The organism is Halomonas sp. A40-4, from assembly GCF_015767635.1.
Taxonomy (GTDB): domain Bacteria; phylum Pseudomonadota; class Gammaproteobacteria; order Pseudomonadales; family Halomonadaceae; genus Vreelandella; species Vreelandella janggokensis.
Genome location: NZ_CP065230.1, coordinates 2,755,151 through 2,769,263 on the forward strand (window position 1 = coordinate 2,755,151; position 14,113 = coordinate 2,769,263).

The following is a 14,113-nucleotide window of genomic DNA, read 5'->3' on the forward strand; positions in this document are numbered from 1 at the left end:
AGGTTTCCCGCTTAATGCAAACTCACAGGTCAGGCAGGGTGACGTTCACCACCCTGCCGGGACGATGCGTGATATTTACTCGTTGGGAGGGCTAGAGGGGGTGTACTGGGCACTTGGGTCGTTCTGGGTCAGGTCGCAACCATTGTCACCCAGCCAGTACGGCTCGATATTTTCCCAGGTTTCAGGGAAGGAGATCTCGTGGTTCTCATCCACTTTTGCCAGGAAGATATTGTGAGACATATGCTGGCTTTGCGGATCGAGACACACCGTGCCAGAAGGGCCATCAAAGCAGACATCTCCCTCGGCGATGACGGCGCGAAGGTCTTCCTTGTCGGTCGAGCCATCGGCACGCTCAACCATCTGCTTGTAAAGGTACATGGCGATATAAGAGTTGGCGGCTTCCTGATTCACATAGGGCGTATCAGGGAAGCGCTCATAGAATTTCTCAACGAACGCATTCGCCTCAGGGGTATCCACTTCTTCGATGAAGTTCGTTGTCACGAACATGTTTGCAAGGCTTGGTGGCGCAAACCGCTTATGTTCGTAGCCCTGCCCAACGTTCACCGATGAAGCCATGGGGATCCCAAGGTCTGCAGACCCCGCTTGCTCGTAGTAGGACGCCTGATTGGAACCGACCAGCAGGGTGACGACGAAGTCCGGGGCTTCCCCCTGAATGTTTTGGATGGTTTGCGAGAACTGGGAAACATCCAGAGGGATGAACTCCTCGCCCACGATTTCGCCGCCTTCCTCTTCAACAATCTGACGCACCCACTCTGCCGAAATCTGGCCAAAGTTATAGTCCGCGGCAATCGTATAGACGTTCGGGCCATACTCTTCCATCATCCAGGGAATCAGCGTCGAGAACTGCTGCTCTGGGACCGCGCCGGTCACGATCATGTTGGCGTCGCACACACCGCCTTCATACTGGTTGTTATAGAACGCCAAGCCGTCGAACTGGTTGACTATCGGGCGATACGCTTCACGCGATGACGACGCAAAACCCGCAAAGACGGTATCCACCTGATCACGCTGCAGGACCCGCCGCATCAACTCCTGGTAACGACGATCATCCGATTGCGTATCGTAAACGACCAGCTCGACCTCACGACCCGCAATACCGCCCGCATCGTTGATTTCCTCAGCTGCCAACTCAATGGCACTCACCTTGGCCTGCGTCACCGCGGCAAAGTTGCCCGACTGGTCCTCAAGCACACCTATCTGGATGGGATCATCCGCTGACGCCTGGGTCACGAAAGTGCCCGCCAACAACGTCGTCAAGGTGGCCGTTTTCTGGATTGTTGAGTATTTCATTTGTATACCCCTGATGTAGTTTTACTTTTTCCTTCCTCGCCGTCCTGCAGCAAAACAGCTCCCTAATCGCCTCTGCCTAAAATGAGAAGCGACCTTTTGCTCTTGAAGCCTGACCGATATATTCCGCTTCGACCGATCTCAATCAGTCCGCTATAAATAACCGTTCAATCGGGTCTCCCGAAGACGATGGACCGAGTCGATCTCCTCTTTGAGTGCCGCCACCGCGATCTCACCCGAGACGATCATTGCCGCCAAATCCTCAAGGGATAGCCGGCGGTTCATGCTCGCCGACCGCAATAGGGCAAAGGCGTCATTGACCGAAATTCCGATATCCTCGATGAGCTTGATCGCCGCCGTGCAGACGACCTGGCGAGCACGAACCTGCTGCTCCAGACGATGAAGTTGTTGCTCCGTCTGGCAGGACTCGTTATAGGTTTGGTAAGCGATGATGAGACTGGCCAGAATACCGGCCTTGCGTAACGGCTTGGTCAGATAGCCGCACACACGGCGCTCGATGAACCAATTGACTGAACTCGGCGCATCCGAACCGATCAATGCAATCGCCGGCCCCTGGACGCTGTCGATCATCTGCGTGATGCTGCCAAATTGGCGTCCCAGTTCATCGTCGAAGAACACCAGGTCAAACGGCTTGCCAGTCTCCGCCTCATCGTGACTTTCAAGAACGACCGGGGTGACGCCCAGTTCCACAAGGAACTGAGTCAGCACCGCTCGATCCTTTTCAGCGGCACACACAATCAATGCCCGGTGCCCCCTGAAGTTGCGTCGCGTGGTAACCGTCATCGCACGATCCTCAAGCCAATGTTGTTCTGAGCAATGGGCGTTTCCGACTGCGCTGGCCCTGATCCACATGCTTCCGCCCATACGAGATAAGGATCCGGGCGAACGGGTGCCGTGGCTTCTGAAATCACCTCGAACGTCGCGTCTTCGCTGGATATCCCCAGCCGAACAGTCAAGTAACTGTGGTTACTCTCGGGATCGACATGCACCCTTCCCTGGGGCGCCTGGAACGACGCTCCATGCAAGGCTTTTTTCACCCGGTCGATATCAACGGAATCAGCACCAGCCAAAGCAAGGGCGAGTAGATGCACAGTATTGTAGGAAGCCTCTGCGTCGGCACTCGGCAGGGCATCATGGCCGTAACGTTGGCGATAACTGGCAACGAACTGCTTGTTAACCGGCGTGTCGATCGTCGAGAAGTAAACGCTGGATGCGAGATGCCCAGCACACGCCTGAGGACCAATCTGGGCAAGTTCCGGCTCGCAGAGCGTACAGCTGCCAACCACGGTCTTTTGTAGCGCTGCATTTTCACCCCGCGCCTTGGCAAACGCTCGGTAGAACGCATAGCTGGACTCACCGATCAGCATGTTCATGATGAACGCGGGCTGCTTTTCGTGGATCTCTTCAATGATACGGGCCACATCCAGATCACCGACCTGCAGGTAGCGCTCGGCGATCATTTTTCCGCCATGCGCCTTGGTCAGCTCTCTGATGATGCGGCCGTTTTCCCAGGCCCACACGTAGTTGGAGCCCACGAAGTAGACATCTCGGGTGATATGGGCGAGCACATGGTCCATCAGCGGGAGGACATGCTGGTTCTGAACGGCGCCGGTGTAGATGACGTTATTATTGGTCTCAAACCCTTCGTAGTGAGACGGATACCACAGCAAGCCATCGTATTTTTCGAAAATCGGGATGACTTCTTTGCGACTGGAAGACGTATAGCAACCAATCACATGCTTCACGCCCTCATGGCGCAGCAAACGCCGCACGTGGGTGCTGTAAGCAGCGTTGTCACCGGCTGGCTCGCATTCGATAGGTACAAGTTCAAAGGGGAAGCGTTTGCCCTGGTTGACCTCTTCCAGCGCCAGCATCGCCCCATCTCGCATTGAGCGGCCAACGGTGGCGTAAGGGCCCTGGGTGGAAAAGAGTATGCCAACCGGAATACGACTGTTCATTGAACGACCTTCCTGTTTGCGGACATAAAAAAAGGGCTCACAACGCTACCTGACGGTAACGATGGGAGCCCTATTGCTCTGTGCTCTTTCGGCATATGCCGACGCACAATATGTCTATTACAGAATTTAGATTGTGACCCTTTATCGACTTTGTCAACCCACTGACGATATTTTTAAAGTCGAAGATCACACCCTAAAATTCTTAATATTGAGTTAAAGCAACAAGCGTGCCAACTGACCAACGCCTGCCATAACGGCTTTTTCACACGCCTCACCAACCATCGATGCGCGCTTTTGACTCAAAAGTAAGCTGCGACGCCCCGAACAGGTGCAACTGGTCCTCTAAGCCTTCAATTCGTTGGGCAATCATCAAGTATCCCGCTACCAAGCGTTATTCATACGCCGACAGTAAAAATAACATTGATCGTCCGCCCGGCTTTTTGGGTCATGGCCTCGATGTAGCGACGTCACGCCCCGATTGAGTAGCACTACCGATTAGAATCCGATCCTATACGTTGGTGGGCGATATCTAAGTGGCGTTGCTTTGTTTTTGATCAAGCCTGAAAAACCAGACCAAAACAACCACATCGAATCGTTCAATGCGCGCTTTGGGGATAAATGGCTGATTGAGCATCGATTCACCAACCTTCATCCCTAACCCATAGCCCGACCTAACCGCATTCGAAGTCGATTTATCCCCACGCCTGATAAACGCTCTTCAGGGTTCAACGGCAGCAACAGAGACGATTTCACCCTCTTTGGGTGGCGATTTAGGCTCTGGGCCGGGTGGTTTTTTTTGCGTACAATCGCACACCAACCATCCCCGATTCTATGCGTCCGCTACGGTGTATCATTTCCACTTGTTTCAGGACGTTATTTATACCGCATACCGAGTATGCAAGTGATTGATATGACGAACATTAACCCAGCAGACGCCGCGCGTCGGTTCTCCGTCGCGCCTATGATGGACTGGACAACCCGGGACTACAGAGCCTTTGCGCGCACCTTGACCAGGCGTGCGTTGCTGTATACCGAGATGGTGACCACCGGGGCTATCCTGCACGGTTCGCCGCGTGCGCGTTTTTTGGGCTTTGACGACGTTGAGCACCCGATAGCCTTGCAGCTTGGCGGCAGCGATGCCGCTGAGCTTGCTGAGTGCGCAGCGATTGCCGAAGCGTGGGGGTACGACGAGGTCAATCTGAACGTCGGCTGCCCGAGCGACCGGGTGCAGAACAACATGATTGGCGCCTGCCTGATGGGTTACCCGGAAAAAGTCGCTGCCGCTGTGCGTGCCATGCAGTCGTCGGTGTCGATTCCCGTGACGGTAAAATGTCGTATCGGTGTTGATGATCAGGACGAAGATGCTGACCTGGCACGCTTTATTGACACCGTGGCGGATGCGGGCTGCCAGACGTTTACCGTTCATGCCCGTAAAGCCTGGCTGCAAGGTTTATCGCCCAAGGAAAACCGCGATGTGCCCCCGTTGAATTACCCGCGTGTGCATCGCTTGAAGCAGCAGCATCCCACGCTGCACATCGGGATCAACGGCGGCATTAAAACGCTTGAGGAATGCCAGGTACAGCTCGAACACGTAGATAGCGTGATGGTAGGCCGTGAGGCCTATCAAAACCCGTGGCTGCTGGCGGGCGTGGATGAGCAACTGTTTGGCACACCAGGACCCGCCGCTAGCCGCCTGGATGCTGCACGGGCATTTCGCCCCTACATACAGTCGCGGTTGGACGAAGGTGCCAAGCTCAACCACATCACGCGTCATTTGCTGGGTCTGTTTCAGGGCTGCCCGGGTGGGCGTCGTTTTCGCCGCCACCTGTCGGAAAACGCGCATAAAGAAGGCGCCGGGCTACGCCTGTTTGACGAAGCCCTGAGTCTGGCCCGCGAGCCCTCACCCCAGCCTGCCGACGCCAAACAGCCCGCCACCGCTTAGCAGTGACGGGCTGCGATTAGGCGATTGCCGGAGCTGTTACTGGCCGCGCACGCCTTGTTCGATGCGCTTGCCAATATCCGGGTCAACGTTGCGCCAATACTCGAACGCGCGCTCCAGCACCGGTTCCGTCACGCCGCCAGAGAGGTGGCCCACCACATTGTTGACCAGCCGTTCACGTTCGGCGTCGTCCATCACGTCACGTACCAACGCGCCAGCCTGGCTCCAGTCATCATCGTCTGGGCGAAGCGCGTACGCCTCACGCACAAACTGACCGTCGGTCGACCAAACGGCATCTTCCGGGTAGCGCTGCGGATCGGCTTTGGGGCCGCCTTTGCTGTTCGGCGCATATACCGGGTCGGTGGCATGCTTGATGCGCATCGCCCCACCCTGGCCGTAGCTGTGCACGGGGCTCTTGGGCGTGTTCACCGGAATATGCTTGTAGTTGACCCCCAAGCGAGCGCGGTGGGCGTCGGCATAGGAGATCGAACGTGCCAGCAGCATTTTGTCCGGTGACAGCCCCGTTCCCGGCACCATGTTGTTAGGCTCGAACGCGGCCTGCTCGATCTGGCTGTGGAAATCCGTCGGGTTGCGGTCCAGGGTGAGCTTGCCGACGTCGATCAGCGGATAGTCGTCGTGGGGCCACACCTTGGTCAGGTCGAACGGGTTGATGCGATAGGTCTTGGCATCGTCGAAGGGCATGATTTGCATCTTGAGCGTCCAGGTCGGGTATTCCCCCCGCTCAATCGCTTCAAACAGGTCACGACGGTGATAATCCGCATCGGTGCCTGCCATCTCATCGGCCTGCTGCTGGGTCATGCATTTGATGCCCTGGTCGGTCTTGAAGTGATACTTCACCCAGAAGCGCTCGCCATCTTCATTGACCCACATATAGGTATGGCTCGAGTACCCGTTCATGTGCCGCCAGGTGGCCGGAATGCCCCGGTCGCCCATCAGCCAGGTCACCTGGTGAGCAGACTCGGGTACCAGCGTCCAGAAATCCCACTGCATGTCGTGGTCGCGCAGGCCATTGTCGGCACGACGTTTTTGCGAATGGATGAAGTGCTGAAACTTCATCGGGTCGCGCACAAAGAACACGGGGGTATTGTTACCCACCATGTCGAAATTGCCGTCGTCGGAATAGAACTTCACCGCGAACCCACGCGGGTCGCGCCAGGTATCCGGGCTGCCGCTTTCCCCGGCCACGGTTGAAAAGCGAATCACCACATCGGTTTTGGCGCCTTTCTGGAGGAACTTGGCCTTGGTGTATTGGCTGACATCGTGGGTCACCTCGAAATGGCCGAACGCCCCGCTGCCCTTGGCGTGGGGTTGTCTGTCGGGAATCATTTCGCGGTTGAACGCCGCCATCTGTTCCATTAGATAATGGTCGTGCATGACGATAGGACCATCTTGGCCTACCGAAAGCGCATGCTCGTCGCTGGCAACCGGATTGCCTGCTTCAGTTGTCGTGTAGTTGGGGTTGTCGCCTGCCATCGTTAGTTCTCCCTTCATTCGAGGTGGCGCGGTCACTGTCCAGTCACCGTCTCTGCCGCTAAAGCTTGGCCACTGGCCAGTTGGCTGCGTTGGTCACGTCATCAGTTATAGTTAAATACAGCACTTCCCGCCATCCATGGCGGTGGGGCTCCAACTATCAAATCGATAGTTTTCTATTATCAATTTTATTCAGTAAATCGCGTCAGGGGGTGGTGTAAGGCTCGACTGGAAGCTTTCGATCGCTGTCTCGGCCTCCTCGATGGCATCAAAGCGCGCGATATGAAACAGCGCTTCGCCTTCATTGGCCAACGGCAAGCGGCTCATACCAATCACGATGCCGTCGGCCATGGCGCGCACGTCGCCCTCATCATTGCCGAATGGGTCCGCCACCTTACCCAATACTTCACCTTTGGCAACGCGTGCCCCCAGGCGCACCTTGGGTCGCAGGATGCCGTCGATGGGTGCCCGCGCCCAGCTCGAACCATTGGCGACTTCCGCAGGCGCCGGCGAGCGGCGGCGCTGCTCGCCACTGAGCATGCCGAGGCGGCGCATTACTCGCAGTACGCCGCGTACCCCCGGAGCGATCGCCCATTCATCAAAGCGCAGCGCCTCACCGGCTTCGTAGGTGAGCACCGGAATACCGCGACTTTGCGCATAGTGGCGCAGGCTGCCCTCGCGCAGCTCAGCATTGAGGACCACCGGTGCACCAAAGGCATCGGCCATACGTTCGGTTTCGCTCTCCGGGCTCAGTTGAGCGCGGATTTGTGGCAGGTTCGTGCGGTGGATCGCCCCGGTATGCAGGTCAATGATATGCGTGGCGTGATCGACGATTTCTTCACGGAACAACGCCGCCACACGCCCACCCAGGGAACCGGATTCGCTACCCGGAAAGCAGCGGTTGAGATCTCGCCGGTCGGGCAGGTAACGCGTTTGTTGCAGAAAGGCGAACACATTGACGACCGGCACAGCAATCAAGGTGCCCTTCAGGCTATTGATGGTTTTTGCGCGTAATACGCGGCGAACGATTTCCACACCGTTGATTTCATCGCCGTGAATGCCACCACATACCAGCATGACCGGACCGCTGCGCCGTCCGTGCACCACCTCGACGGGAATGTGCAAAGGCGTATGGGTATACAGCCGGGCGACCGGTACATCGATCTGTAAGCGCTTGCCGGGCGCAATACTGTGTCCGGCAAGTTGAAAAGAGGCTCGTGCCATTATGGATTGTCTCGCTTTGCGGGTTGTATAGCGTGCACTGCCACGACATTTAAAAACAGCGTTTCCAATTATTCTTTATACCCGCCTCGCTCTGAAATATCAGCCCCCTGAATATGTGAGTGCTTACCCATACGTTTCCGCACACCGTTTCCATACACAATTGAATGTAAAATAATTGCAGAATCAGATAAGATATATGCATAAATAACGTCGACGAGGTTGGGTTTCCATGGCAAGAAAAACAAAGGCTGAAGCAGCGGCCACGCGCGAGGCGCTACTCGATGCTGCGGAAGAGATGTTCATGGAACACGGTGTCGCCCGCACCTCGCTGGAGCAAATCGCCCGTCAAGCCGGGATGACGCGGGGCGCGGTTTACTGGCACTTTAAAAACAAGGGCGACATGTTTCGTGCCATGCTCGAGCGCGTTCATATGCCGTTCCAGGACCTGGTGGATGAAATCGAGGCGCTGGAGCACGATGTTTCCTCGCTGGAAGCCATTCGACTGGCCTGCCTAAAGGGGCTGGAGCGCTTTGAACAGAACCCTCGCGCGCGCCGGGTTCACGCCATCCTGATTCATCGCTGTGAATTTTTTAGCGACATCGATCCTATCGCCATGCAGCAGGAAATCGCCGACGAATGCCGCGACTCGCTTTACCAGCACCTGCTGATCTCCGAAGAGCAACAGATGCTCGTTCAGGGCCTATCACCCGACGTTGCCACTGACCTGCTCCAGGCAACCCTCGCCGGGCTGTTCCATGAATGGATCAGAGACCCTTCGCGATTTTCAATCTATGAACGGGGTGTCCCGCTAGTGAACCAGTTGACCAGCATGATGCGCCGTTCAACTGACACCAGCGGGGCAAACTGACCGCTAATGATGCGCTAAAGGCCCAGCCGACCCGGACTTGCCTTTAAGCAGACGCAACCGTGTGCGGGTTTCGAGAAATGCATCCTGCGCAACGCTGCGGAACGCATCCTCTCTAGGCAGGTATTTGACCAGAACGCGGTATTCACCCACGTTTTCTGCCGCGTCATGCTTACCAAGTAACTGCACCTCGCAGGAAGGGTCGTCGGTGAGAACCGCGCGCCCAGGATGCCCTTCACTGCTCGCCTGCACCACTTGCACACACTTGCCCAGTAAGCTGCGACGAGCGTGATGGCGATGAAACCATGGCCCTACCTGCCGACACAGGATTTCTGCGATTGGCGACGCCAGGGCAAAGCTTGCCCAAAGCAGCACCACACCAATCGGCACGATAAACAGCCCAACCGACAGCCAGCGCAGCACCAGCAGTTCTACCGCTAGTGTCATCCCAGCCGCTAAAACGATCAGCCAACTCAAGGCAACCGTCGTCGGCACCCCGGCGAACCCAAGGGCGACCAGTGCACTCGCCAGGTGGTCATCGCGTAGGCTGTCTCGCTCGAACAGCTCCACAGGGGCTAACCGTAGTAGCACCAATAGCCAATAAAGCCCGACTAACGGCAGTAATATGCTGAACAGGATAAACGGAAACCCCATCACCAGCTGGCGTACGGTATCCATATTATGCCTCCTACGCTTGCGCTCATGTTATTGAGCTTTGCCCTATCAGCGTAGCGGCCTGCCCTGGCAATAACATGTAGCAGCGCAGCATAAAAAACGGGCATCATCGCTCGCGATGATGCCCGTCAATTTTTGCTGGATCAGCGGGGTGGCTTAACGGCCTTGTTCCATCGCCGACTGATCGCCTTGCTTGGATTTACCGCGGAATATGCGGCCTAACCAGTCAGAGAGCTGAGCGATCATGACGTAGTAGCTTGGCACGAACAGGCTGCCCAGAATGGCCACCGTGGCCATACCCACCGCCACCGTGGTGCCGATGTGGTGGCTGCTGACGTCACTCGCCCCCGTGGCCAAGGCCAACGGCAGGGTACCGAAGATAAACGCCAGCGACGTCATGATGATCGGCCGGAAACGCAGCTCGGCAGCGGTAATGGCTGCCTCTTTTATCGTCTTGCCTTGCTCCTTGCGCTGTAGCTCGGCGAACTCAACGATCAGGATAGCGTTTTTGGCGGCCAGGCCGACCACCACCAGCAGGCCGATTTCCACGTAGATACTGGTATCCAGCCCGCGCAGCACGATGCCGCCGACGCCCCCCAAAAACGCAAAGGGCGTAGAGGTCAGCACCGCCAGCGGCAGCGACCAGCTTTCATACTGGGCCGCAAGGATCAGGAACACCATCAGGATGCCGAAGACAATCGCAAGCGCCGCTGTATTGCCCATTTCGGCTTCCTGGTAAGCGGTACCGGTCCAGCCCATGCCCCAGTTTCTACCCAAATTGTCGGCAACGATTTGATCCATCGCCTCGATCGCCTCTGCCGAGCTGTAGCCTTCCGCCGGGCCGCCCTGGAACTGCGCCCCCAGATAGACGCCAAAGCGCGATACCACGGCAGGCTTGGCTTCCCGCTCGAGGCTGACAAACTCGGACAGCGGAATACGCTCGCCGTCGCCGCCGCGCACGTATACATGATTCACGTCATCCGGCGTTCGGCGGAACTCGTCTTCGTTTTGCAGATATACCTGGAAGTTACGGTTCTGGTAGCTGAAGTAGTTAACAAAGCCGGTGCCGAACGTATTGGACAGCGTCGAATGCAGATCTTCCAGCGACACGCCGTAACTCAGCGCTTTCTGCTGGTCGATATCAGCGCGGTAGCCGGGCACGTTGACGCTGAAGGTCGTGAACACCTGCTCGAGCGCCGGGTGCGCGTTGGCCTTTTGCATGACCTGCATCGAGGCTTCGAACAGCTCCTGGGAGGAGGCCCCGCCGAAAGACTGCAGGTAGCCGGTAAAGCCGCCGGTGGTCGACAACCCCTGGATCGGCGGCGCATTGAACGCCCTGGCCGAGCCGCCGGGTATTTCAGCACCGATCTGCATAATCCGCCCGACAAGCTCAGTAGCGGTAATATCGCGCTCGGGCCAGGGCGCCAGGTTGATGAACATGACCCCGCGGGCGGTATTCACCGAACCCGTCAGGATGTCGTAACCCGCCACTGCTGATGAATAGCTTACCCCCGGAATGGCTTCGACCCGCTCGCTTAGCGCGGCCATGTAATCCTGGGTGCGGTCCAGAGACGCCGCATTGGGCAATTGGATACTCGCCAACACCACGCCCTGGTCGGTTTCCGGCACCAGACTCGAGGGAGTGGTTTGATACAGCCACCATGAACCGCCGATGACCAAGCCAGTCAATACCAGCGCCAGTCCCCAAAAGCGTACCAGGAACTTCACCGCCACCATGAACACCGCGGTAATGGCGGCAAAAAAGCGGTCAAACAGGCGCAGCGGCGTGTTCACCGCACGCATGAATTTGGACTGACCGTGTTGGGCCTTGTGCTTGATGAAGATCGCTGACAGCGCGGGCGTGAAGGTCAGCGCCATCAGCGCCGAGAACGCCACCGATATCGCCACGGTCAAGGCAAACTGCTGATAGATCTGCCCGGTGAAACCGCCGAGGAACGCCACGGGAATGAAGACAGCCGCCATGATCAGCGAGGTCGCAATAACCGGCCCGCCGACTTCCTTCATGGCGCGAATAGTGGCGTCCCTCACGCTGATGTCATCGTCCTCGCTGAGCACCCGCTCAACGTTTTCGACCACCAGTATCGCATCGTCCACCACGATCCCGATCGACAACACCAGCGCGAACAGCGTCAGCAAGTTGATCGAGAAGCCGAACATGTAAAAGCCCGCGAACGTTGCCAGTACGGACACTGGCACCACCGACATGGCGATCACCGTGAATCGCCAGTTCTGCAGGAAGATGAACAGAATAACGCCAACGATCAGGAAGGCTTCAATAAAGACTTTCACCACGGTCTTGACCGAGGCGTCGATGAACAGCGTGGTGTCGTAGGGCACCGCGTACTCGAGCCCCGGCGGAAAACGCTCGCTCAGCTCTTCCATTGTGGCTTTCACCGCGCGCGCGGTTTCCAGCGCGTTGGCACCCGGCTGCTGATTGATGATGATGGGCGCCATGGCCTCGCCGTTCAGGCGCGCATCCACCCCGTACGACGAGGCGCCGAGCTCGATCCGTGCGACGTCATCCAGGCGCAACGTCGAACCGTCCGGATTGGTGCGCAGCGCAATATTGCGGAAATCGTCGACGTTGTTGAGCCGACCACCCGCCGTGATGGTATAGGTATAGGCACGCGGATCGCTTTGCGGCGTGGCCGCCAGGCTGCCCGCCGGCACTTCAGTATTCTGGGCGCGAATGGCCGAGGCCAGCTCGGTGGGCGTCAGGTCGTACTGAGAGATTTTTTCCGGGTCCATCCAGATGCGCATGGCGAACTCGCCGCCGCCCAACACCTCGGCTTCGCCCACCCCGGGGACCTGACGTAACTCGTCGATGACGTTGAGGGTGGCGTAATTCTGCATGAAGATGTTGTTGTAGTCGCCCTCCGGCGAGGTCAGCGCCACAAACATCAAGATCGAGCTTGATCGCAGCTCGACGGTCACGCCCTGATCCTGCACGGCTTCAGGGAGCTGCGAGAGCGCCCCCTGTACCCGGTTGTTGACGTTGATGGTGTTAATGTCGCCTTCGGTGCCGATATCGAACGACACGTTGAGCGACATGCTGCCGTTATCGCTGCTGTTCGAGGTCATGTAGATCATGCCCTCGACCCCGTTGATCGCTTCTGCGATCGGCGCTGCGACGGTCTGGGCGACGGTTTCGGCGTCGGCCCCCGGGAACTGCGCCTGCACCGAAACGGTCGGCGGCACGACGTTTGGGTACTGCTCGATGGGCAGCACCCGCATGCTGACGACCCCGATGATGGTCAGGATAATCGCCAGAACCGTCGCGAAGATGGGGCGGCTGATGAAGAAATTAGAGAAATTCATTGCGAGGCGTCCCCTTCCTCACCGCCTTCCTGTTCACCGCCAGCATGGTTTCCCTGGCCTTGCCGTGCCGGCTCGGCAGCTTCCGCCTGCGCTTCATCCAGGTTTTCAATCACTTCCTCGGCGCTGCCGCTAAACGGCTGAGGGTCGATCGCCGTCCCGGGTTCGATACCGGTAGGATCGCCGACCACCACGCGATCGCCTTCTTCCAGACCGTCGCGCAGAATCTGCCAAGGGCCGGCCATCTCGCCAAGGGTGACCGTGCGTGAGCGGGCGCGATTCTCATCGTCAAGTACGAAGACCTGGGGCCCCATCAGGCCTTGGGTAACGGCAATTTCGGGCACCGCATAAACGCCGTAGCGCTTCAGCCCCTCAAGGCTGACGCGGACGAATTGACCCGGCAGAATGTCCCCGTCGGGATTATCAAAGGTGGCGCTGGCCTGCACGGTGCTGGTGCGGTCGCTGACCCGCGACCCCAGATAATCAAGGCGACCTTCAAGGGACTGATCGTCTCCGCCATCACGTCCGGGCAGCGCCAGGGTGGCACGAATGTCTTCAACCGATTCCTCTTCATGCAGCTGTCGACGCAGTGCAAACGCATCGTCTTGCGGCATCTGGAAGCGAACTTCCAAAGGATCCAGCGGCGTGACGGTGGCAAGCTCGGTGCCGGACTGCACCAGATTGCCCACATTAATCTCGCTCAAGCTGATCATACCAGCGACGGGCGCCGTCACTTCGGCATAGTTCAGGTCGATCTGGGCGCTTTCCAGTGCCGCCTGAGCCTGGGCCACATTGGCCTGGGCAACGCCTAGGTCCGCACGCGCCTGGTCGTAGTCCTGACGACTCACCGAATTCTGGTTCAGCAACCGCTCAAAGCGCTCTGCATCACGCTGAGCGCGGGAAAACTCCGCACGGGCGCTTTGCAAATCGGCTTCTCGCTGGTTCACCGTGGCGCGGTAGACATCAGGCTCGATGGAGTAGAGAAGTTGGTCTTCCTCGACAAACTCACCGGGCTCGAAATGACGCTCCTGTAAATAGCCGGTGACGCGGGCAACCAGAGTAACTTCATCGTCGCTGCGGAGCAGCGATGAGTATGATTTTTCCAGCGGCAGATCTTGTCGGGCCGCCTCGGTCACTTCAACAGGATGCGGAGGCGGTTCTTGTTGCTGTCCCTCTGCTTGGCCGGCTTGCTCTTCCTGGCCACAGGCAACAAGCAGCGCGCTAGCGCCAATCACCATCAGCGCGCTACGTACGCCGTAAAACATGTTCTTCATTACTTTTTCCCTTGAGGCGCCT

General features: G+C 57.7%; 10 protein-coding genes and 1 pseudogene. 3 read left to right on the forward strand and 8 right to left on the reverse strand.

Annotated features, from left to right (window positions below; genetic code table 11):
* Positions 1–75: 75 nt before the first annotated feature.
* From IT895_RS13025 to IT895_RS13035, 3 genes are all read right to left on the reverse strand, one after another.
* Entirely contained in the window at positions 76–1,311 is a 1,236-nt protein-coding gene (locus IT895_RS13025; RefSeq protein ID WP_085917739.1) for an urea ABC transporter substrate-binding protein, read from the reverse strand.
* A 150-nt stretch (positions 1,312–1,461) separates the two neighbouring features.
* Positions 1,462–2,112 (reverse strand): ANTAR domain-containing response regulator, encoded by a 651-nt coding sequence (locus tag IT895_RS13030; protein ID WP_199283693.1) that lies wholly within the window; start codon positions 2,110–2,112, stop codon positions 1,462–1,464.
* A complete protein-coding gene (locus tag IT895_RS13035) occupies positions 2,109–3,287 on the reverse strand; it encodes a transporter substrate-binding domain-containing protein (protein ID WP_085917737.1) in 1,179 nt (392 codons plus the stop codon). The genes IT895_RS13030 and IT895_RS13035 overlap by 4 nt, the downstream gene beginning before the upstream one ends.
* 535 nt (positions 3,288–3,822) lie before the next feature.
* Here IT895_RS13035 and IT895_RS13040 point away from each other — a divergent pair.
* Positions 3,823–3,936 (forward strand): annotated as a pseudogene (locus IT895_RS13040) (integrase core domain-containing protein); the annotation flags it as partial.
* Positions 3,937–4,197: 261 nt separating this feature from the next.
* Positions 4,198–5,229, forward strand: coding sequence for a tRNA dihydrouridine(20/20a) synthase DusA (gene dusA / locus IT895_RS13045; RefSeq protein ID WP_199283694.1), 1,032 nt, complete (start codon positions 4,198–4,200; stop codon positions 5,227–5,229).
* A gap of 36 nt (positions 5,230–5,265) precedes the next feature.
* Here dusA and IT895_RS13050 read toward each other — a convergent pair whose 3' ends face one another.
* Positions 5,266–6,720, reverse strand: a complete 1,455-nt coding sequence (locus tag IT895_RS13050; protein WP_199283695.1) for a catalase — start codon at positions 6,718–6,720, stop codon at positions 5,266–5,268.
* Between the two features lie 189 nt (positions 6,721–6,909).
* Positions 6,910–7,941: a succinylglutamate desuccinylase/aspartoacylase family protein gene (locus IT895_RS13055; RefSeq protein ID WP_085917734.1), complete on the reverse strand. Its 1,032-nt coding sequence runs from the start codon at positions 7,939–7,941 to the stop codon at positions 6,910–6,912.
* Positions 7,942–8,170: 229 nt separating this feature from the next.
* On the opposite strand from IT895_RS13055, the gene IT895_RS13060 reads away from it, so the two are divergent.
* Entirely contained in the window at positions 8,171–8,809 is a 639-nt protein-coding gene (locus IT895_RS13060) for a TetR family transcriptional regulator (RefSeq protein ID WP_085917733.1), read from the forward strand.
* Positions 8,810–8,812: 3 nt separating this feature from the next.
* Here IT895_RS13060 and IT895_RS13065 read toward each other — a convergent pair whose 3' ends face one another.
* The 3 genes from IT895_RS13065 to IT895_RS13075 all read right to left on the reverse strand — a co-directional run bounded on the left by IT895_RS13065 (position 8,813) and on the right by IT895_RS13075 (position 14,091).
* Complete coding sequence (locus IT895_RS13065; RefSeq protein WP_199283696.1) at positions 8,813–9,484, reverse strand: hypothetical protein; 672 nt, start codon at positions 9,482–9,484, stop codon at positions 8,813–8,815.
* Between the two features lie 153 nt (positions 9,485–9,637).
* The gene (locus IT895_RS13070; RefSeq protein WP_199283697.1) at positions 9,638–12,820 is read right to left on the reverse strand and encodes an efflux RND transporter permease subunit; all 3,183 of its coding nucleotides are present in this window, start codon (positions 12,818–12,820) and stop codon (positions 9,638–9,640) included.
* Positions 12,817–14,091 carry an efflux RND transporter periplasmic adaptor subunit gene (locus tag IT895_RS13075; protein WP_085917730.1) on the reverse strand — a complete coding sequence of 425 codons (1,275 nt, stop codon included), beginning with the start codon at positions 14,089–14,091 and terminating at the stop codon, positions 12,817–12,819. Before IT895_RS13075 ends, IT895_RS13070 begins: the two co-directional genes overlap by 4 nt.
* Between the last annotated feature and the right edge of the window lie 22 nt (positions 14,092–14,113).